18 protein-coding genes are annotated in these 20,302 nt (G+C 59.8%); 1 reads left to right on the top strand and 17 read right to left on the bottom strand.

Annotation, left to right across the window (positions count from 1 at the left end; all coding sequences use genetic code 11):
• Positions 1-1,327 precede the first annotated feature (1,327 nt).
• The 13 genes from EOA38_RS40250 to EOA38_RS07035 form a co-directional block, all read right to left on the bottom strand.
• Positions 1,328-1,993, bottom strand: coding sequence for an EAL domain-containing protein (locus EOA38_RS40250; protein ID WP_245454739.1), 666 nt, complete (start codon positions 1,991-1,993; stop codon positions 1,328-1,330).
• Positions 1,987-3,135 (bottom strand): GGDEF domain-containing protein, encoded by a 1,149-nt coding sequence (locus EOA38_RS40245; protein WP_245454738.1) that lies wholly within the window; start codon positions 3,133-3,135, stop codon positions 1,987-1,989. The genes EOA38_RS40250 and EOA38_RS40245 overlap by 7 nt, the downstream gene beginning before the upstream one ends.
• Positions 3,136-3,404: 269 nt before the next feature.
• Entirely contained in the window at positions 3,405-4,586 is a 1,182-nt protein-coding gene (ubiM, locus tag EOA38_RS07085) for a 5-demethoxyubiquinol-8 5-hydroxylase UbiM (protein ID WP_185928959.1), read from the bottom strand.
• Between the two features lie 280 nt (positions 4,587-4,866).
• Entirely contained in the window at positions 4,867-5,142 is a 276-nt protein-coding gene (locus tag EOA38_RS07080; protein ID WP_126063931.1) for a hypothetical protein, read from the bottom strand.
• A 681-nt stretch (positions 5,143-5,823) separates the two neighbouring features.
• Complete coding sequence (gene ccoS, locus EOA38_RS07075) at positions 5,824-5,979, bottom strand: cbb3-type cytochrome oxidase assembly protein CcoS (RefSeq protein WP_081714250.1); 156 nt, start codon at positions 5,977-5,979, stop codon at positions 5,824-5,826.
• 5 nt (positions 5,980-5,984) lie between these two features.
• Complete coding sequence (locus EOA38_RS07070; RefSeq protein ID WP_126059322.1) at positions 5,985-8,258, bottom strand: cation-translocating P-type ATPase; 2,274 nt, start codon at positions 8,256-8,258, stop codon at positions 5,985-5,987.
• Entirely contained in the window at positions 8,255-8,752 is a 498-nt protein-coding gene (locus EOA38_RS07065) for a FixH family protein (RefSeq protein WP_126057792.1), read from the bottom strand. The genes EOA38_RS07070 and EOA38_RS07065 overlap by 4 nt, the downstream gene beginning before the upstream one ends.
• Positions 8,749-10,308 carry a cytochrome c oxidase accessory protein CcoG gene (gene ccoG, locus EOA38_RS07060; RefSeq protein WP_126057791.1) on the bottom strand — a complete coding sequence of 520 codons (1,560 nt, stop codon included), beginning with the start codon at positions 10,306-10,308 and terminating at the stop codon, positions 8,749-8,751. Before ccoG ends, EOA38_RS07065 begins: the two co-directional genes overlap by 4 nt.
• 166 nt (positions 10,309-10,474) lie before the next feature.
• Positions 10,475-11,338: a cytochrome-c oxidase, cbb3-type subunit III gene (gene ccoP / locus EOA38_RS07055; RefSeq protein WP_126057790.1), complete on the bottom strand. Its 864-nt coding sequence runs from the start codon at positions 11,336-11,338 to the stop codon at positions 10,475-10,477.
• Between the two features lie 2 nt (positions 11,339-11,340).
• Entirely contained in the window at positions 11,341-11,490 is a 150-nt protein-coding gene (locus EOA38_RS07050; protein WP_024502864.1) for a cbb3-type cytochrome c oxidase subunit 3, read from the bottom strand.
• Positions 11,491-11,501: 11 nt separating this feature from the next.
• Positions 11,502-12,233, bottom strand: coding sequence for a cytochrome-c oxidase, cbb3-type subunit II (ccoO, locus tag EOA38_RS07045; RefSeq protein WP_126057789.1), 732 nt, complete (start codon positions 12,231-12,233; stop codon positions 11,502-11,504).
• Positions 12,233-13,852: a cytochrome-c oxidase, cbb3-type subunit I gene (ccoN, locus tag EOA38_RS07040; protein ID WP_126057788.1), complete on the bottom strand. Its 1,620-nt coding sequence runs from the start codon at positions 13,850-13,852 to the stop codon at positions 12,233-12,235. The genes ccoO and ccoN overlap by 1 nt, the downstream gene beginning before the upstream one ends.
• A 496-nt stretch (positions 13,853-14,348) precedes the next feature.
• Entirely contained in the window at positions 14,349-15,092 is a 744-nt protein-coding gene (locus tag EOA38_RS07035) for a Crp/Fnr family transcriptional regulator (protein WP_126057787.1), read from the bottom strand.
• Between the two features lie 152 nt (positions 15,093-15,244).
• Between EOA38_RS07035 and hemN the strand changes: the two genes are divergently transcribed.
• Positions 15,245-16,594: an oxygen-independent coproporphyrinogen III oxidase gene (gene hemN, locus EOA38_RS07030; RefSeq protein WP_126059321.1), complete on the top strand. Its 1,350-nt coding sequence runs from the start codon at positions 15,245-15,247 to the stop codon at positions 16,592-16,594.
• Between the two features lie 235 nt (positions 16,595-16,829).
• Here hemN and EOA38_RS07025 read toward each other — a convergent pair whose 3' ends face one another.
• Genes EOA38_RS07025 through trbF form a run of 4 tightly spaced genes read right to left on the bottom strand, consistent with a single transcriptional unit; the run spans position 16,830 to position 20,054 of the window.
• Entirely contained in the window at positions 16,830-17,072 is a 243-nt protein-coding gene (locus tag EOA38_RS07025) for a DUF2274 domain-containing protein (RefSeq protein WP_126057786.1), read from the bottom strand.
• A 12-nt stretch (positions 17,073-17,084) separates the two neighbouring features.
• The gene (locus EOA38_RS07020) at positions 17,085-18,299 is read right to left on the bottom strand and encodes a TrbI/VirB10 family protein (RefSeq protein ID WP_126057785.1); all 1,215 of its coding nucleotides are present in this window, start codon (positions 18,297-18,299) and stop codon (positions 17,085-17,087) included.
• On the bottom strand, positions 18,296-19,321 hold the full coding sequence (trbG, locus tag EOA38_RS07015; RefSeq protein ID WP_127232321.1) for a P-type conjugative transfer protein TrbG: 1,026 nt from the start codon (positions 19,319-19,321) through the stop codon (positions 18,296-18,298). Before trbG ends, EOA38_RS07020 begins: the two co-directional genes overlap by 4 nt.
• A gap of 1 nt (position 19,322) precedes the next feature.
• Positions 19,323-20,054, bottom strand: a complete 732-nt coding sequence (gene trbF, locus EOA38_RS07010; protein WP_126063930.1) for a conjugal transfer protein TrbF — start codon at positions 20,052-20,054, stop codon at positions 19,323-19,325.
• Positions 20,055-20,302: the final 248 nt, after the last annotated feature.

Raw genomic sequence — 20,302 nt, 5'->3', positions numbered from 1 at the left:
CTCGTATTCCAGCCTTTCGAAGGTCGGTATATAGGCATCTCCATGCCGGATGACCAAGTAGGCGGCAACAGCTAGACAGCATTCTAGCTCCGTGGCCGATGGATCGGAAAAAGGGGCGACGCCATACCAAGACGAGCAACGCCTCTCGAGGGCTTCCGAACTAGGCAAACGGCCAGCATGTGGCATGGGATACAAACCTATGCCTGATCGACGAACCTAAAGTGCTCACGAAGCTTGACCGGTACGCGGGCCATCGGAGGGTTCTGCCTAAAACCGCCAAAAATTTTGAAACACCCATTCATCCGGCTCGAATTCAAAGGGATCGGCGATTTTTGGGTTATGGCTTGCAAGCATAGTTCAGCCCAGACAAGAACGCCTGATATCTTGTCGTTCACTGTCACCCTGCCAAATATGGTGCCGGTGACAACGGCAGTTTGGCGAGCAGAAGAATTCCCGAGACTGAGACGTTCTACGGCTTGGCCCATGTTCGCGCTCCTCCTCGATTGGAGACAGGATGGGCCATATGGAAGCGAATAAAAGGAGGTTGGTGACGAGTCTCGGTAGTGGAGTAGAAACGGGTGGAAAAGCTTGCGCTATTCGCCGTCGGCGCCGCTAAGCGCATTTGAGAGAAGGGGCAACGATCGCCAAGAGATGACGTCCGATCGCAAGCCGGCTAGAAATGCGACAGTGACGCGCCTTTTTTGGCACGACCTTAGCACCCGATCGGGCCTCAGCTGGTCGTCGTTGCGCAGCCGATCGGGTGCGATTTTTATAAAGCTCTCTTGGCTTTAGCTTTGAGAGCCCGTCATCGAGACAAATGCAAGGGAACGGTCCCGCCCCCTGGGGACATTCGACATGCCGTGGCAGCTTCCTATGGTGAGCCAGCGCATTCCGATACACGTTTTCCGCGCTCTACCGTTGCTCCAGCACCTGTGCTGAGGCTGAGCGCTTGATCAGGACCCGACCGCTGCTGTTGCGGGATGGTGACTGGGTTGAGGTCGCGAAAACCTTGACCGCGGGTACGTTGTTCATCCAGATGAGCGCTGAGCCGAGAAGCAGCCAAGAACGCTTCCCGTAATCGAATCCTACGGGAACCGCGAAACCAGCGTCCAAGGGACGCAATTCTCCGACGTCGTTCACTCAAGCTCATCTCGCAACTTGAACGCTTGTATGAAGCCGCTGCATGTGCGCCGGTGGACCGGATTGCTGCTATCCAAACCACGTGCTCAGTTTCGCCCCCGTAATAACTCTACCGTCCGAAACGGCTTTCGCGCGTCAGGTCCACCCCACATGAAAGTTCCGCGAGCAGCACGGACGGAGAGGCCGGTCACAACTCCTTCGCGTGCTCTTTTACTACCGAATCAAGTGCCAAATGGAGAGGCACTGCCTTAGAGAACAGGAAGCCCTGCGCGGTTCTGCAGCCAAGCTTGTACAGAGTTTGCCGATCTGCCTCTGTTTCAACGCCCTCGGCCATGACCTCGATCCCGAGCGTCCTACCAAGGTCAATCACCGCTTTGACAAGCAGCCGATTCTCCCGGGACTTGGCTAAGCCGCGAATGAAGCCCTGATCTATTTTCACTTTCCTGATCCGACTGTCCTTGAGCGATGCCAACGTCGAAAAACCGGTGCCGAAGTCCTCGAGCGCGATAGAAATGCCAGCATGTGAAAGCTGGCCGAGCTTTTCATCCACTCTGTCCGGATCCACTGGGGCTTCTTCGGTAATCTCGATGTCGAACATCGTTGCAGGGAGGTCTTTTGCCGCCAGACCATTAAGAATCATCTCGTCAATATCGCCAGCTTCCAACTCGCGCGGTGAAACATTCATCGCCACACGAACATCACGACGGTCAGCTTTGACCAAGCCCTCGATAAGAGCGCAACAGTCGGCGAATACCGTTTGAGTTAGCAGCTGAAGCATTCCAGTTTCGCGTGCCGCTGTCATGATCTCGGGCGGAGAAATGGGACCGTGAAGCGGGTGAGACCATCTTAGCAAGGCTTCAAAACCGACGACGCTTCAGTTTCGAGTCTTACGATTGGCTGAAACCAAGCGACCAAGCTTCTCATCGTTATCGCCGAATGAAGATCGCGTTCGATTGACTGGCGGCGTTGCAGTTCCCGGGCTAGCTCGGCACCGAACAGACAAAATTCATTCCTGCCGCGGCGCTTAGCTGTGTAAAGGGCGATGTCGGCCCGCAACAACATTTCCGTCAGTCCGGGGTTTTCAGCCAAGTAGATTCCTATAGACGCTCCAATGCGGACGGATGCGATCCCAGGATAGGGGCGAGCAAGCTTGGCTATGAGATTGGACGCGAGATTGGTGGGAGAAGGAGAATTCTTTCGCGAAGAAAAAACCAGCACGAATTCATCCCCACCGATGCGGGCGAGCGTTGAGCCCTCCGGTGCTTCTTCCTCTATTCGGCGGGCGATCCTGGCAAGCAGCTCGTCACCCGTTCTGTGACCGTAGGTACCGTTGACAGATTTGAACCCGTCCAGATCAATCAGCATGGCCACAAAGGGTCCATCGGTGTTCTCAAACTGATCGATTGCATGTTCGAGGCCCCGCCTGTTGAGGAGCGCGGTAAGATGGTCCTCCCTGGAATTGCGCTCCATTTCCGCGGCAAGCCGCTCGGCTTGATGTCTCAGGCGGCTCGCGTCACGGAAGCGCGCTTGTCCAACGAACGAGGATCGAACCAGGCCGCCCTCGAAAAGCAGGACGGCAAAAGCCAGAATGTAGTTTTCCGGGGCTCCCTTCGTCAGCAAACATGCGGCGGCAATGAGGAGTGGCGGTGTGATGAAGCATATCGCTGCCGCAGCATATGAGCTGCCGTACGTGACCGCGCCAGCTGAAATGCCCGCCAGAATTATTAGATGCAGCGATGCTTGAGACGTCGTGTATCCAGCCGTTAGGATGGCAAGGAATGACCAGGTGAATCCCGCCAGAAGAGCAAGCCTGCCAAACCAGCGAAGCCGCAGCCAAACCCGTGTCAGATCATCCTGGACTCCGGGTTCCTTCAGCTGATGACGGGCGAGTGCAAGGCGGGCGGCATTTATCGCATTAACGACCGAAAACCAGGCCGCGCCAGCAAGACCGTTCCCGGAAAGGGCCTGCACGGTCAAAATCAGCCCGGACAGCACAATGCTTATCGGCATTGAGACGAAAAGGCCTGCCCTCAGATCAGCGAGCTGGTCCTGAAGGATTCTCGCCTCCAGCGGATCTTCTTTTCCAAGGCTGGACGGGTCAGCTTGCTTACTCCTGCTTGTCCGCAGCCTATGCAGCCCCCCTGAAGGACGGGTTAATTCTTCAATCGGAGATCAGCGTCGGGGAGCAGGATTACTCCGGTGCATCATGCACTCTCTCCCATCGCTCGCCCAGCACGCGCAAAAATGCGACTGCTGGTGCAGTATCACCGCTGGAGCTCCGCCGATATCCCATGCCGGACAAGGGGAACATGTTGGGCAAAGCGAAGCCCCAGATGCCTTGCAAGCCGTGCCGCCAGGTGGTCTCTGGAGTAGAGTCCAATCAATATGTTCGTTGCATGGTAGAGCGGCGCCGCCGACAGGCGCAGCCGCCTTTCGTATATATGCAGCATGTCGGGGTCGCCAACATTGCGGCCGTCGCGGCACGCAGTCATGATTCCACGGGCGAGTTGCTTCTGGCTGCTGAGACCGATGTTGAATCCGTGAGCGGTCACCGGGTGCATGCCGATGGCAGCGTCGCCGATGAGTGCGGCGCTCGGCGCCCGGAATTTGTGCGCCCAGGTCGTGACCAGCGGATAGGTGTGGCGCTTGCTTGCCAAGGTCATTTTTCCAAGGCGCCCTCGACACCGTTTCGTCAACTCCGACAGGAACAAATCATCATCGAAGGCAAGCAGTCTATAGGCCTCGTTTGAGCGCAATGTGAGCAGCAGCGACGACATGCCCTCCGCGAGGGGCAACATCGCTATCGTCTGATGGTGATCGAACCATTCGATGGCGATCTGGTGGTGGGCGCGCTCGTGCCTCACTCGGCAAATCAGCATCGAGTGGCCAAGCCGGTTGATATCGGCGCCGATGCCTAGCAGATCACGCGTGGCGGACAAACGCGAATCCGCGGCAACAACCAGCCGAGCAGTTAAACGCGCGCCATTAGAGAGCGTTACGACTGCTCCTTCTTGGCTGTTTGTTGCATCGACGACCGAGTGGCCGCACAACAGCCGGGCGCGATCCTGCAAGCGGACGATTTTGAACAGCGCCTCGCGGATCCGGCAATTTGGAACCAAAACCCCCAGCGGTTCTCCAGAGTTGCTGGGAGGATCGAAACGAAGAGCGAATGCGCTCGAGCCGTTGAGCACGCGCGCGCCTTGAAGTGCTGATTTGTCCGAAGCCGGGATGACATCCCAGGCGCCGAGCTCGCGAAGGGTTCTGATCGAAGCGTTGGTCAGCGCGATTTCGCGACCATCGAAAGCCGGATTCGCCAGACTATCGAATGTGTTCTGTTCAACAACTGCCACCTTGAGTTCGCTTTGGGCAAGCGACGCAGCGAACGAAAGGCCGACCGGGCCGGCTCCAACGACAACGATGTCAAAATTATCGTCAGAGCCCATCAGCGTGCCGCCATCCGGTCGCCTATCCTCGTGTAACGGTGGAACTGAGCCGAGTGACATGAGCTCCGTGGCCGCCGCATTGCCTAAAGGCGCTGGGCCGGGAGATTCGCATCGATCGGCAACGAAGCACTCAAAGCGCTCAGAGGTGGATGCGGCTAACCGATCCCGCCCTTTGGCCGCGCAGCCGCGCAGATCGCCGCCAGCAAGCGAGACACTCGCGACGCTGGTCAGCCACGGCCGCGCCGCATCGATCGCCACATTCCACCTGGAACCCTTGCGCATACTACTCACGCTCCACGACGTCGAAGCGGGCTCTCTTGCGAGGGTATCGAACGTAGCGCTCTCTCTCGTCATCCCAGCCAAGGTAGCGGAAACTTTTATCCACGACCGCGCATATCTCATCAAGAACCTGCTGCATGGCTTCGATGTCGATGTCCTTGCAATTCAGTCGCCGATAGAGCAAAGCCCACGCGGCGACATAGTCGTCGAAATAGCGCGCGTCACTCGAACCAATGATCAACTTCGGACGGTTGATCGATCTCGAAAACGCACGTCCCAACCCCGATGATGCTCCGCAGCACGTTGACATCACGAGGATCTTCGGCGCTGGATGCGAGCCCTGGAACATTTCTACGAAGTCAGCCCAAAGAAGGCCACTTTCGACGCACACAACCCATCAAAGGCGAAAGCTGTTGATCGGCCCCCGTGTCCGCGCAGCCACGCGGATGGTCAGCCAGCAAGCGAGATACACACGACGCCGGTCAGCTAATGGCTGCGCCGTAAGCACAAGGCATGGCCGACCACACGACAGAAAACCCAGAACCGTGAAGGTGCTGATAATGACGACCAATCTTTCCGTAAGTCATGCATTTCTCCGTCGAAGACTGGTCAATAGAACACACCGATGAGTATGACCCTGATCTGGATCAGCCAGACATGACCAATCGGCACTGGCGGTTCACGGTCAGGTGATCGACCGTGACGTTCCACTTTGGAACCCGTGCGCACATGGCCAAGCTCTCGTCCGGCCACGCGAGGTACTCTCGTGGCATCAGCCGCCTCATACTGGGTGCAATGGGAGGCAGTCCTTCGCACGACAGAGGCTTTTCACAAATGTAGTGTGCAGCTTAGGTCAAGATGGTCATGGAGCATGGAGCATGGAGCATGGACAGCTTGTTCCCGACCGAGCCGGCTCGACTGACGAGCGCGATCCGCGCATCTTATGCACAGCGGATTGAAATCAGCGTTCCGGTTTGTCGTCCCGATCAATTAGTATCCGCTCGGCGGCTCCGTCGAGATCTTCGTATTGACCGCTTCGCAATGCCCAGACGAAGCCGGACACACCCAGTGCACCCAGAAAAAGGGCCACTGGTATGAGATAGAGCAACGTCGTCACGAGGATTATGCCGAATAGCTGACTGCGGAGCGTCCGACTTTTTGAATAACTTGCAGCGTCGCATTCGCCCCGAAGCCGTGCAAGCGCAATGCGTTTCCAATAACAAGCACCGATGAGGCAGACATGGCAATCGCCGCTAACAAAGGCGTGGCGTGCCCGAGGATGGCGATTGGTACTGCCACCGCATTGTAGACGATCGCAATCGCGATGTTCTGGCGGATCAGGTGTCCCGCCTTGCGCGAGACGTCCAGCGCGAGAGGCACTGCCAGAAGGCTTTCGCGCAGGAATACGAAGTCGGCGGCATTGCGGCCAATGTCGGCGGCGGTAGCTGGAGCGATCGAGACATGCGCCGCGCTGAGCGCCGGCGTGTCGTTGAGGCCGTCGCCAACCATCAGAACCTTGTGTCCGTCTTTCGCCAGGGTCTCGATGCGCTCGACCTTGCCGGATGGCAGCAGGCACGGAACGAAGTCCTTGACACCCAGCATTTCTGCGACTTCACCGCAGGCACCCGCAGTATCGCCCGACAGCATTTCCACTGACACCCCGGCATGGCTCAATTGCCCGATCGCCGCCTTGGCGTCTGCGCGCAGCGCGTCCTCAAAATCGAAGGTCGCGACAATGAACCCGTCTTTTGTCAGCACGGTTCCGCCATGTTTGCCTTCACCACCGGTCCGGGCTCTCCATCCAGCCCATCCGCGTCGGCCTAGCCGCCAGGTGCTTCCGGCTCCAGTGGCTTCGATTCCAAACCCTGGATGCTCGGTGACGGCATCAAATTTGTACTGCCCGCCGGGATGGGCAAAACCGGCTATGGCCTTTGAAAAAGGATGGCGGGAATGCGTAGCCATGTCTCCCGCGACTGCCAGCATGGCCGGATCGATCGACGATGCATTGACCAGCCGGGGCTGGCCGAGCGTGAGCGTTCCGGTCTTGTCGAACACCGCTGTATCAATCGTCGCCAGGCGCTCCATGGCAGAACCGTCCTTTACCATGATGCCGTTCTCAAACAGGCGCCGCGCGGCGACCACCTGAACGATCGGTACGGCGAGGCCGAGCGCGCACGGGCAGGTGATGATCAGAACGGCAATGGCGATGGTTATCGCCCGGTGCCAGTCGCCGGTCACCGCCATCCAGCCAAGGAACGTCGCGAAGGCTGTGAGATGAACCACCGGGGCATAGAGCGCTGAAACGCGATCGGCGATCCGGCGATAATGCGCGCGGCCGCCCTCTGCGGCTTCCATAAGACGAACCATTTCCGCCAGAAACGAATCCTTCGCGGCGGCTGTCGCCTCAATCGTCAGCGGGCCGGTAAGATTGAGCACGCCGGCCTGAACTGCTTCGCCCGGCGCCACGTTTTTCGGCGTGCTTTCGCCTGAGGCCAGCGAGCAGTCGAGATCCGACGTTCCCTGGATGATCTTGCCGTCGACGGGGATCCTCTCACCGGCTGCGATCAACAACCGCATGCCTGGTTCGATCTCGCCGACCGGCAAATAGTCGCGCGCGCCGTCGCTGCGCAGCACCATGGCGCCATGTGCGGCCAACTGGGACAGGCCTTTCACAGCGGTCCGGGCACGTTCGCGCATCACGTGATCCAACGTGCGGCCGATCAACAGGAAGAACAGCAGCGATACCGACGCGTCAAAATAGGCGTGATCGCCATGGTTGATCGTCTCGTAGAGGCTCATGGCGTAGGCGAGCGAAACACCGACCGCGATCGGCACGTCCATATTCATGCGGCCATGGCGCAAAGCATTCCAGGCCGAACGGAAGAAGATGCCGCCGGCGAAGGCGAGGGCAGGAATGGCGATCAGCGCCGAGACCCAGTGAAACAGGTCGCGGGTAGCACCTTCGGCGCCGGACCAGACCGAGACCGAAAGCAGCATGATGTTGCCCGCCGCAAAGCCGGCAACCGCGACCGCGCGGATCAAATCCGATAACGTCCTGTCCTTGTCGCCGACCTCGGAAGGGAAGAGATGCGCCTGGTAGCCTAGCCGCCCAAGCGCGACGACGAACGGTGGGACCTCGTCACCACGCCACCGGACAGAGACCCGTTTCGTCGACAGGTTGACGCGGGCGCTCTCGACGCGATCGAGCTTTCCCAGCGCCGTCTCGATCGTCTGGATGCAGCCTGCGCAATGAACCGTCGGTACTGAAAGATCGGTCTGGTGAAGATCATCGCCAAGCGATCGGCTCGCCAGCCTGATCTCCTGGCTGGACGGCAGGACCGATCCGGTGTTGACCAGATCAAGCGCCATTTCGGCGCCCGGTGCACAACAACTCATTGCAGCGCTCCATTGGAAATCATGATCCGGCGGACGTCGCGATACGGTTTGTCCAGACCGGCGTCGGCGTCGACTTCGACAATCCAGACGCCGTCCTTCGGCATGTGCTGGGCTGCGAATTCCTGGCCCGAGGCGGGTGCGAGGGTGACCGACTTGTCCTCCTTCTCGTACGCGGGATGGCGAAACAGCACCTTGACGCCGTGCAAGGGAACCGGCTTGCCGGCGACGTCGGCGAGGCCATAGCGAACTTCGCCCCATGCGATGGTCAGCTTGCCGGTCCAGCCAAGTGCTGCCTGCGCCCGTCCTTCCTCGGCCTTCTTGTTGAATTGCTGGCTCGCCACATAGGTGTTTTCGACGACGAGGCCAGTCCAGCTTGTGCTGGCGAGCGTTGCCATGGTCAGATTGACTGCGATGACCACGCCGAAAAAGGCCAGGATGATGACCAGCATGTGCCTGCCGGTGAATTCACGAGGCTTTTGTACATTGGCAGTCATCTGAGGGGCTCCGGCGCGTTGAAGGTGGCGGTGTACTCGTTCGACTCAAAGCTGGCTCTGTCCTCGACGCGGAACTTGAAGGTCTGTGCCGGAGCGCGGATCTGGTCCGCCGGCTGGCGAACGAAGACCCTCAGCATTTTCAGGCGGTCGGGTTCGACCGGAATGGCGAAGGAACGGCCTGCGGGGATGTCGTCGCCGACGACGACCATGTCAGCGCCTTCAAGGCCCTGCATGGTTACGACGATCGTCCTCGGCTCGGGGATCATGTTGAGCAGCTTGACGGTATAGCCATTGCGGATGGATCCGTCGGTCAGCGTGACGAACTGGGGATTGCGATCATGCAATACGTTCAGTTCGAGCCGATCGCGCGTCAGCAGCGAATAGAGCAGGCCGAGGCCGATCAGCGACCACAAGCCCATGTAGACGTAGGTGCGCGGCCGAAAGATCTTGCGGATGTGAAAATGCGCCACCTTGTCGGAGAACAGGCCATCAGCGGTCCTGATCAGCGATGGATTGACTGAGCTGGACCCGCCTGCAGTCGCCAGCATCATGTTGGCGTTGTAGTCGGAGAGCGTCGCATAGGCGATCAGCCCACGCTCCTTGCCGAGCTTGTCCATGACGCCGTCACAGGCGTCGATGCAGAGCGCGCAAGTGATGCATTCGAGCTGCTGGCCGTCGCGAATGTCTATCCCCATCGGGCAGACCGCGACACAGGCATTGCAGTCGACGCAGTCGCCCACGGGCTGGCCTGCGGCCAGCACCTTCTTGGCGTGGCGCGAACGCGGTTCGCCGCGCCAGTCATTGTAGGTGACAGTGAGGGAATTTTCATCGAGCATGGCCGCCTGGATGCGGGGCCACGGGCACATATAGGTGCAGACCTGTTCGCGCATCAGACCGCCGAACGTGTAGGTGGTAGCCGTCAGGACGGCGACAGTGATGTAGGCGACGGGCGCCGCAGTGCCGGTGAAGAGCTCGCCGAGCAGCGTCGGTGCATCGGCAAAGTAGAAGATCCAGGCGCCGCCAGTCGCCGCCCCTATGACCAGCCAGATGGTGTGCTTGGACACACGCAGCATGAGCTTGCGCGCGGTCCAGGGACCTGCGTCAAGTTTCATGCGGGCGTTGCGGTCCCCCTCGATCGCACGTTCGACGACGAGGAACAGATCGACCCACACCGTCTGAGGGCATGCATAGCCGCACCAGGCACGGCCGACAGTCGAGGTGATCAGGAAAAGACCGACGCCCGCCATGACCAGGAGGCCGGCCACATAGAAGAATTCCTGGGGCCATATCTCGATGAAGAAGAAGTAGAAGCGCCGGTTCGCGAGATCGAGCAGGACTGCCTGGTCCGGGGCAAATGGACCGCGAGCCCAAGGCAGCCACGCAGCCAGGTAGTAGATGCCAAGTGTGATCGTCATCACCAGCCATTTGAAGCGACGAAAGTTGCCCGAGGCGCGCTTCGGAAAGATCTTTTGACGCGCGGCATAAAGCGGCTTGCGGGTTTTGGCGGAATTGACAGTTTCTGTTTCGAGCCGTGTCAACTGCGTCTTATCACGCATGTGCAACTCCACTTTCCCAGCCAATGTCAGGGGCACCTGTCGTAAAGCCTCGCGGTAGGATAGCCTTGCCGGGTTGTGCAGATCGCATTAGGGATGGTGTCGAGGCCCGGCTCACGCCGGGCCTCGTCCGCTTGGCAGGGGGGACCGAAGAATAGGACTTCCATTCCTATTCTCCGCCGCCAAGCGAATGGACATAAACTGCAAGTTCCTTGACCTTGATCTCGCCGAGACGGCCAACCCAGGCCGGCATGACGCCCTGTTTTGGCGCACGGACCTGTGCGGCGATGGCTGTCTCACCGGATCCATAGAGCCAGATCGCATCGGTCAGGTCGGGGGCGCCGAATTCCCTGTTGCCTTTTGCATTGTCGCCGTGACAGGCGACGCAGTTCTCGGCAAAGACCTTGGCGCCGGGTTGGATCAGACTTGCATCGCGGACCTTGCCGGAAAGGCTGGCCACGTAGGCGCTGACTTGTGCGATCTGGTCGGCGGTAATGATGTCGCCGAAGGCCGGCATTTCCGACAGGCGCGTGTCCGGATCGGATGCGAAGCGGATGCCGTGCGTAATCGTCTGCTGGATCTGCTCGGCCTTGCCGCCCCATAGCCAGTCGTCGTCGTTGAGATTGGGAAAGCCCTTGGAACCTTGGGCGCCGGAGCCGTGACATTGTACGCAATTGACCTTGAAAGCGGCGCCACCGGCGGCGATTGCGAATTCGCGCAGGCCGTCGTCCGCGGAGATCTCCGAGACGCTCTTGGACTCCACCGCCGAGATATATTTGCCCTTGGCGGCCTCAGCCGCAGTCAGCTCGTTCCTGACCTCGTTGCGGCTGGAATAGCCGAGCACACCCTTCGTCGCCGAGTGCAACAGAGGCCATGCTGGATAGGCGATGGTGTAGCCTATCGCCCAGACAATGGTGACGTAAAAGGTGATAACCCACCATCTGGGAAGCGGGTTGTTCAGCTCCCGGATGCCATCCCATTCGTGGCCGGTGGTCGAGACGCCAGAGATTTCATCGATATGCTCGTCGCTCATGATCACTCGTCCTCGAGCGGAATGCGGGCCGCTTCGTCGGCCAGCCTTCGGCTGCCGGGGCGTAGGGCAAAGGCGATGCACCCCACGAAGAACAGCGCCATCGCAACCAGGCCCCAGCTGTCGGCAAACGCCCGCATCAAATTGTAGGTCATCAGCGTTCTCCTCAGCGGTAGCCGGCGGCTTCGTCGTAATTTTTGAAGTCGACCAGTGTGCCAAGCATCTGCAGGTAGGCGAGCAGGGCATCCATTTCGGTGACCTGTTGCGGGTTGCCGTCGAAGTCGCCGATCTTGGCTTTTGGGTAACGCGCCTCAAGGCCTGATGTGTCGGCATTGGGATCGGCCTGCGCCGCCAGATCCGCATTGGCGTGGACGATCATGTCATCGGTGTAAGGGACGGCTACAAGCCTGTTGGCGACCAGATGCGTTGAGAAATCCTTCACGTCGATCGGCGTGTCTTTCAGGAACCCATAGCTCGGCATGATCGATTCCGGCACCACCGAGCGCGGGTCGGTAAGATGCGCGACATGCCATGCATTCGAGTAGCGGTCGCCAACTCTGGCGAGATCCGGCCCGGTGCGCTTCGATCCCCACTGGAAGGGGTGATCGTACATGGACTCGGCAGCTAGGCTGTAGTGGCCATAGCGCTCAACTTCGTCGCGGAACGGCCTGATCATCTGGCTATGACAGAGGTAGCAGCCCTCGCGCATATAGATGTTGCGCCCGACAAGTTCGAGCGGCGAATAGGGGCGCATGCCTTCCACCTTCTCGATCGTATTGTCGAGATAGAAGAGAGGCGCGATCTCGACGATGCCGCCGACCGTCACCACGAGCAGCGAGCCAACGAGAAGAAGCGTGGCGTTCTTCTCGATGATTGCGTGTTTGTCCATCAAGCCCATTACCTGGCTCCTGATCGCGCAGGTCGGATGGCGACGGGGCTCGGCATCGGCTCCTCCTCGCGCTGGTGGCCGAGGATGGTCCTGGTGATGTTCCAGGCCATGATCAGCGCGCCGGAGAGGTACATGGCCCCACCGATGGCGCGCATGACATAGTAGGGGTGCATGGCGGCGACGGTCTCGGCGAAGGAGTAGACCAGGAAGCCCTGCTCGTCGTATTCGCGCCACATCAGGCCCTGCATGACGCCGGATACCCACATCACCGCGGCGTAGACAACGATACCAAGTGTCGCCAGCCAGAAATGCCAGGTGACCAGCCGCAACGAGTAGAGCCGTTGCCGGTTCCAGAGCTTCGGCACCATGTAGTAGATTGCGCCGAACGAGATCATGCCAACCCAGCCGAGCGCGCCCGAATGGACGTGGCCGATCGTCCAGTCGGTATAATGCGACAGCGAATTGACCGCCCGGATCGCCATGATGGGGCCTTCGAAGGTCGACATGCCATAGAAGGCGACGGCCATCACCATCATGCGTATGATCGGATCGGTGCGCAGCTTGTCCCAGGCGCCGGACAGCGTCATCAGGCCGTTGATCATGCCGCCCCAGGACGGCATCCACAGCATGATCGAGAACACCATGCCGAGCGTCTGCGCCCAATCGGGCAAGGCGGTGTAGTGCAGGTGATGCGGCCCGGCCCAGATGTAGAGAAAGATGATCGCCCAGAAATGGACGATCGACAGCCGGTACGAATAGACTGGCCGGTTCGCCTGCTTGGGCACGAAATAATACATCATGCCGAGGAAGCCGGCGGTGAGAAAGAAGCCGACCGCGTTGTGGCCGTACCACCATTGCGTCAAGGCGTCCTGGACCCCTGAAAAGGCGGAGTAGCTCTTGGAGCCCAGGAACGAGACTGGTATGGACAGGTTGTTGACCACATGCAGCATCGCGATGGTGACGATGAACGACAGGTAGAACCAGTTGGCCACGTAGATATGCGGTTCCTTGCGCTTCAGGATCGTGCCAAGGAACAGAATGAGGTAGGCGACCCAGACGATGGTCAGCCAGACATCCACATACCATTCGGGTTCGGCGTACTCGCGGCCCTCGGTGATGCCGAGCAGGTAGCCGGTCGCGGCCATGACGATGAACAGCTGGTAGCCCCAGAAGACGAACCAGGCCAGATCACGGCCGAAGAGGCGGGCGCGGCAGGTGCGCTGCACGACATACAGAGACGTGCAAAGCAGCGCGTTGCCGCCGAAGGCGAAGACGACACCGGATGTGTGCAACGGCCGCAAACGACCGAAATTGAACCAGGGCTGGATGTTGAGATCGGGGTAGGCGAGCTGCAGCGCGATCACCACGCCGACCAGCATGCCGACGACACCCCAGAACACGGTGGCGATCGCGCCGTAGCGGATCGGACCATCCATGTAAGCGGATGGGTCAATCGGAGCTGCTGGCTTGAACTCCGTGTTGCGCAACAGGATCGCAGTGAAACCAGCCACTGCGAAGAACAACACCCACATGTGTCGGCGGAAAGGTTCATCCACGCCGAAGCCGGCGGCCACCAGGGCCGCAAAAGCGAACACGCTTAGAAGGACGATCTCTGTGCCGAATTTCATTGCAGATCCCGATCTCGAATCTGGTGGATGCCAAATCCGCAGCGCACTAATCGCGCAGCCGCCGCCCCCTCGCCCTGATCTATGTCAGGCCGCAAGATTTTGTGTCGGCGGCGCAATCAGCAGGTGGCGAATGAACGAGGAACGCAGCGCGGGCTCACCCCCCTCATGGAAGGCGTTCCCTGGGTTGGGCGGGCGCAGACGCGATCGCTGAGGCGAAAGCTGAGGCCCTGCGCGCGTTGGATGCTATTGCCGATGCCCTGCCAAACGTTGTTCGGATCCCATTGGAAACGAACGCGATCGTTCCGCCGAGCCGTGGCAGATTAAGGACCATGCTTCGCCGGTATGTGCCGAAACACACCTGGCGATTGGTCACGTTCCTATCAAAGCCCGAAAGCTGTTTGTCTCGACCGTGACGCCGCTTCGTCGAAGGCGCGGCAACATCGCATTAAAAGGCAAACACGGCCCGCCCCGGAGTCATGCGACATGGCCTCGCCGCTTAGGGCCGCTCGCGTCCGCCGCCACAGCGCTTCTCCAGACGGCTTATGCTGTCCACCGTCACATGGCGTGCGTTCTCAATCCGAATCACCCCGTCAGCCCGCAATCGCGTCAGTTGGCGGCTCACGGTCTCGTTGGTGATTCCAAGGAAATCAGACATTTCGACACGCGTCAGCGGCAGATCGAAGGACGCCGACCCGGAAGCCGCATCGAGACTGGAATCGATATTCCGGGCCATCATGAGGAGAAAAGTCGCTACCTTTTCCGGAGCTGTCTTGCGCCCCAGCGTCACCATCCACTCGCGCGCCTCATCGAGTTCATTCAGCGTCTGTTTGAGCAGGCGATGCTCGAATTCCCGTGACGCCTTCATCATCCGTTCGACGGCCGCTCGCGGAAACGAACACAGCGTGACTGCTGTTGCCGCTTCCGCATTGATCGAGCTTTCCACCTTGAAAGGACGTCCCAGAAAATCCGGTGCAAACTGGAGACCGACGATCTGCTGGCGCCCATCCGACAGGCTCTTTGATAGCTTTACAACGCCTGAAAGCACGTTGGAGTAGCTGTCGACGTTCTGTGCCTCGCCGGTCAACTCCATTCCTGACTCGATCCGGCGACGCGAGCAAGTCTTGGCGAGCCCAACCAAATTGTCTGGATCGAGCGCACCGCAGACACCGCGACGCCGTGCCTCGCAAGGGAAGCAAAGAACAGGAATGCCGGAACTATGAATGTCTTGCCGAAAGGTCATGCGTTCGCCTTACCCGATCCTAACTGCCGGCAGGATACCCATCCAGGGTAGAGAAATCCTGCGGCGGTTTGTCCATGAGCGCGGCTGATCGAGATCAGGGTCTGCTTCAGCGATGCGTGCAGTGTTCCGGCGGGCAACACGGTGAACGCGAGATGCAATCGGAAATAGCTGTCAAACTCAGCGAGAACGTCCCACGCTACACCAGCTATCCGACGGCGCCGCATTTCCATTCGGGGATCGATGCTGCCATTTACCGTGGCTGGTTGGAGACGCTGGAAAGCGGCGACGAAATCTCGCTGTACCTGCACATTCCTTACTGCGACAAGCTCTGCTGGTTCTGCGCCTGCCACACCAAGCAGACGCACCAATATGAGCCGGTGGCCGCTTATCTGCGCTCGCTGAATGCCGAAATCGTCACGATTGCCGGTCTGCTGAGCGGCAAGGCACATGTCCGTGCAATCCACTTCGGTGGCGGTTCGCCAACTATTCTGAGGCCCGATGATATGGTTGCTCTTGGAGCGGCCTTGCGGGACAGCTTCGACTTTCTCCCGGATGCTACGGTCAGCATCGAAATCGAAACCAACGACATGGACAAGGCGCGCCTTGATGCACTTGCTCAAATCGGCGTAACCCGGGCGAGCCTCGGCGTGCAGGATTTCGATCCGCAAGTGCAAAAAGCAATTAATCGTGAGCAGAGTTTTTTGCAGACCAAGGCAGTCGTCGACGGGGTTCGTTCGCGGGGCGTCGAATCGGTCAATCTGGACCTGCTCTACGGGCTCCCGAATCAGACACGCGAGACGATCTGTTCCACGGTGGCGCAGGCACTGACCTTGGAGCCAGACCGGATGGCCCTGTTCGGCTACGCACATGTGCCCTGGTTCAAGAAGCATCAGACGATGATCGACGAGGCATGGCTGCCGAGTCCCACTGAGCGTTTCGCCCAATCTCAACTCGCGGCGCGGGCAATTGTCGCCAAGGGATATGAGGCAATAGGACTCGATCATTTCGCGAAGCCCGACGATGCGCTGGCCATAGCGGCCCGCGCAGGGGTTTTGCATCGCAATTTTCAGGGCTACACTGAGGATCGCTGCCCGACACTGATCGGACTTGGCCCTTCGTCCATCGGTCGTTTTCGCCAAGGCTACGTGCAAAACATGGCTTCGACTGCCGGGTACGGGCGCATGGTTGCGGATGGCGGGTTGGCTGCCGTCCGCGGCGTTGCCCTTTCCGACGACGATCGCGTCCGTGGCTGGATCATCGAGCGGCTGATGTGTGATTTTGCCTTCTCGGCAGTCGATCTGGTGGAGCGGTTCGGCAAAGCCGGCGAGCAGCTCCTTCATCGCTCGAGGTCCATCGCACTCCACGATCCTGCCCGAGCGCTTGAATTCGATGGTGACAGTTTCCTCGTACGGACTGAAAGTCGCCCCTTCATTCGAACCATCGCGGCCAAGTTCGATACATATTTCAAAGGGGGAACGGCGAGGCACTCGGTGGCGGTCTGAGCAAAGCACAGTGCGCTCGCCGTTTGGTCGATCGGCGAACCAGCTGCGTTCGTTTTGACCGCTCATAGGCGACTACCGCATCAAATCGAAAATGCAAACTTAGGCTGTTGCGCGGTATCTCCTTCCACATCCTCTCTTGCGCATACCTACATTCCAAGGGGTTTGATCCTATGCTTCGCGAGGAGCAGGTAGGTCGCGACAGCTAGGCAATGTTCCAGCTGCCCTAGCGGAGGAGTCACGATTTTCCGGCAAGCTCCGTCGGCAGACGTTCTTTTCTGGCCCTGGCAAAGGCTCGGTCGCCTTCCAGAAACGCCGCCAGCATGAAAGGGATGAGTTCTGCCACGGTTTCAGACTGACCATAGGTCTGACGGTAAAGTGCAGCATACTCCTTGAGTGTTTGGCTCAGCTCCGCGCTGACGGTAATGGTGATCTTCGAAGCTGTTCGGTCCGGAAGTTTTCCAAGTTTCAGGTCAGCCATGATAACTCCTGCTCAACTGGCGTATGGCCGCAGCACGATGTCCTTGTGCACGATGACGCGCAGTGGCCAACCTGGGCGGACGACGATGGTGGGCTGGATATTGAGGTTTTTTTCGGTGATGCGCTGGCCGGCTCGACTGGCGTTCTGCTGGGCTGATTCCCGGATCGCCTTGACCAGATCGCTCTCGTTTTCGCCGAGGCTGAATTCTGTGCCGACACCGAGCAATGTGGCAAGCGCCACTCCCTTGATCATCTGCCAAGTGTGGAAATCGACTTTGTCTTCCAGCCCTGCGTAGCCGGCGGTGTCGCTCGCGGGCAGATTGTCGATTTCGGCCGACGAGCCGTCGGGCAGCAGAATGCGCTGCCAGACCAGCAGCGCTCGCTTTTGCCCGAACGCGACGACGCTGTCGTAGACGCCGATAAGACGTGAGCCCTGCGGAATCAGCAATATGTTGCCCGTGACCGTGTCGTGCACATTTTCGGTGACTTGCGCGACGACAAGGCCCGGCAAATCGGAATTGATGCCGGTGATCAGGCTGGCGGCAATCACGCTGCCAGCCATCAGTTGATATGGCGAGATCGGCGTCTGAAGCGCATGCGGATTGTAGATCCCGCCAGTGCTCCGCTGGCTGAGAAAATCAAGCTTTCGCTGCTGATTGTTCTGGTCGCCTTCCGCCGCCGCCACCGAGGCTGACGCGCGTCCTGCTTCGGATTGGGGAAGCGCCTCAAATGGATGCTGAGCAGTTTGCACGCTCTCTCCGACATCTGTCTGTTGAGCTCGATTTTCGACGCGGAAAAGCACCCGCGATTCACGCGCTTCGATCGCCTGCTGCGCTAGACGCTGCTCCTCGGCCGAGATGTCTTGGCCCGGCACGATGCCGAGCTGGCGCTGCCGCTCGAGGATGGGGCGGCCGAGGTCGCCCGGCAAAGGTAGCCCAAGGACGGGAGGCTTTGGCTTCATGCCGGAATAGTCATGGGGAAGCGTATCGAGTCCCTCGGCGGTTGGTTTGCGCTCAGTGTTGTAGAGATCTTCCGCCTGATCCCTGATGCGAAGGGCCGGCCCCTGGAGGGCGATCATGGTAACGCCGAAGACAGCGCCGGATCCGAGCGCTGCGATAGCGATGATCACACCGCGCCTGAACCGCACCACGCGGCGGGGAGAGGCCCGAAGCTGCAGTTCCTCGGGATCCAGTTTCGGCGGGATGCCAGAGCGGGAATTTTCGATCATGAGCCCTCACCTCGCCGGCTGCCGCGAAAGAGCGAGATCCGCCGTTGCGGTTGCCTGCCGTCAATCCTGCTGATGCGGATCACCTGCTGCCGCTTGGTGCCGAGGCGAAGTTCGGCCGCGGCGAAGAGCCGATCGACGATGTAATAGTTGCCGCGCACGCGATAGTTGACGAGCTCGCTGCTCCCATCTGCGCCGACGATGAAGAGTGGTGGCGCCTCGCCCTGATCTATGCGACGAGGGAACTCAATATAGACCTTGCTGCCGTCGTCGAAGGCTCGCGTCGGTCTCCAGGGCGGTGTGTCGCCACTGATTGAGTAGCGAAAGCGAAGGTTTTCGAGCGCGATGTTCGACGCGACCGGTGTAACTGCCTCGGCTTGAGCATTGCGCTGGCGAAGCGCGATGATCTGGTCTTGGCTGTAGGTCCAGGAGATTGCCGCCATTGCGGTCTTCTCGGTGCTTTGAAGCTGCAAATGATAGGTCCGCCGGTCCGTCGTAATGACGACATTGGTGGCAAGACCCGGCGCGAAGGGTTTTACCAGAACATGGGTGCGCTGATTGTCACCGGTGCCGCTTGCGGTATCGCCAATGACCCAGCGCACGGTGTCGCCAGCCGACACGGCGGTTAGTTTCTCGCCCGGCTGCAGAGCGATGTCGGTCACGCGCTCCGGCGCGGCATAGAGTTGATAAAGCGCGCCATCGGTGAAGGGGTAGACTTGCACTGCATTAACATACCCGTACTTGGTGGGTTGCTGGGTCGCGGCTTTGTTGGCATCAGCGACGCGTTCTTCAGGAGGGCGCTTGTCCTCGGCCTTGCCGGGCTCGGGCTGCATTTGGCCAGGCAGCGGCAGTGGTTTTGGCACCTCGACAATTCTAATCGGCCTCTCCGGCGCTTTTTCGATCGCGGCCGGTTTGAAGTCGGCAGCGTCATAGGAAATCTCAGGCGGCGGCACCTTCTTCGATGCACAAGCGGAAACGACCGCTGCCGACACCGATAGGATCAGCACGGCACGAATCGGTGACATTTTACCTTTCATTGGTGGACTCCGTCGGAGAAAGGGGGGCTGGGACGGCGCTGTCGAGCTCGCGTGACCAGTCAATGGCATTGATGAAGACGCCGAGCGGATTCTTGCGCAGCTGATCCGTATTGCTTGGCGAGCGGATCACGATCGTGAGGATCGCAGTCCAGCGCATCGTGCTGGCAAGGCTTCCGCGCTCAAACACCTGCTCGGTCCATTTGACCTGGAATGAACTTTCGGAGGCTCTGACCACGCTGGTGACCTGTACCGAAACACTGCGCGTTCCGATCTGACCGAAGGGGTCGTTCGCCTTGGCGTATTCGTTGAGGAAGAGCGCTGCGCGATCGCTAGCAAAGTCGTACGCTGCCAACCAGTTCTGCCGAACCAAAACCGGATCGGTGGAAACGGAACGGACATTCTGGATGAAGCGGCCGAGATGCCAGGCGATCTGAGCATCCGAGGGCTCATAATTCCGGACCGCCGGCGCGACGGCGCGCGTCTCGCCGAAGCCATCGACCTCGACGACATAAGGCACGACACGGCTTTGCATCGACTGCCATACGAGTCCGCCGGAAAGCCCGGTCGCCAAGGCCAGGCAGCCAAGGGCCATGATCCGCCAGTTCCTGGCCTGCAGTCGAGATGAGCCGATGCGCTCGTCCCACAGTTGGGCGGCTTTTTGATACGGCGTGACCGGTTCGGGTGTTTTGCCGTAACGGTGCACGGGTCGCTTGAAGAGCATCTAGTCATCCTTGTCGTTGAGAGAGGGGTTGGCGCTGCCTCCCGGCCGGTCTCCGTCTCGGACAGCTTGCATGGCAGCGTGGCGATTTGCCCGGGCGGTCTGTTCAGAACGTAGGCGCCTTGCCCACGTCGGCGCCGAAACAGTGGCCGAACCGGCAGAGCGTTCGGTCATTGACGCTGTCGGCGCGCCGCCGGTCGCGGTCCACGCGGCATCGCGCCCGGCATCGGCGTTGCGCCCAACACTTGCAG

Source organism: Mesorhizobium sp. M1E.F.Ca.ET.041.01.1.1 (assembly GCF_003997355.1).
In the GTDB taxonomy this organism is placed as follows: domain Bacteria; phylum Pseudomonadota; class Alphaproteobacteria; order Rhizobiales; family Rhizobiaceae; genus Mesorhizobium.
Note: the sequence above shows the minus strand (reverse complement) of the source record. Positions and strands in the feature narration are given on the sequence as shown.

Bases quoted from the DNA above. Each gene is read 5' to 3' on its own strand.
- EOA38_RS07035 (WP_126057787.1), bottom strand. From the start codon at position 15,092: ATGACCTTTCGGCAAGACATTCATAGTTCCGGCATTCCTGTTCTTTGC.
- EOA38_RS07025 (WP_126057786.1), bottom strand. From the start codon at position 17,072: ATGGCTGACCTGAAACTTGGAAAACTTCCGGACCGAACAGCTTCGAAG.
- trbG (WP_127232321.1), bottom strand. From the start codon at position 19,321: ATGTCACCGATTCGTGCCGTGCTGATCCTATCGGTGTCGGCAGCGGTC.
- hemN (WP_126059321.1), top strand. From the start codon at position 15,245: ATGCAATCGGAAATAGCTGTCAAACTCAGCGAGAACGTCCCACGCTAC.
- trbF (WP_126063930.1), bottom strand. From the start codon at position 20,054: ATGCTCTTCAAGCGACCCGTGCACCGTTACGGCAAAACACCCGAACCG.
- ccoG (WP_126057791.1), bottom strand. From the start codon at position 10,308: ATGCGTGATAAGACGCAGTTGACACGGCTCGAAACAGAAACTGTCAAT.
- EOA38_RS07065 (WP_126057792.1), bottom strand. From the start codon at position 8,752: ATGACTGCCAATGTACAAAAGCCTCGTGAATTCACCGGCAGGCACATG.
- EOA38_RS07020 (WP_126057785.1), bottom strand. From the start codon at position 18,299: ATGATCGAAAATTCCCGCTCTGGCATCCCGCCGAAACTGGATCCCGAG.
- EOA38_RS07070 (WP_126059322.1), bottom strand. From the start codon at position 8,258: ATGAGTTGTTGTGCACCGGGCGCCGAAATGGCGCTTGATCTGGTCAAC.
- EOA38_RS07050 (WP_024502864.1), bottom strand. From the start codon at position 11,490: ATGACCTACAATTTGATGCGGGCGTTTGCCGACAGCTGGGGCCTGGTT.
- ccoN (WP_126057788.1), bottom strand. From the start codon at position 13,852: ATGAAATTCGGCACAGAGATCGTCCTTCTAAGCGTGTTCGCTTTTGCG.
- ccoO (WP_126057789.1), bottom strand. From the start codon at position 12,233: ATGGGCTTGATGGACAAACACGCAATCATCGAGAAGAACGCCACGCTT.
- ccoP (WP_126057790.1), bottom strand. From the start codon at position 11,338: ATGAGCGACGAGCATATCGATGAAATCTCTGGCGTCTCGACCACCGGC.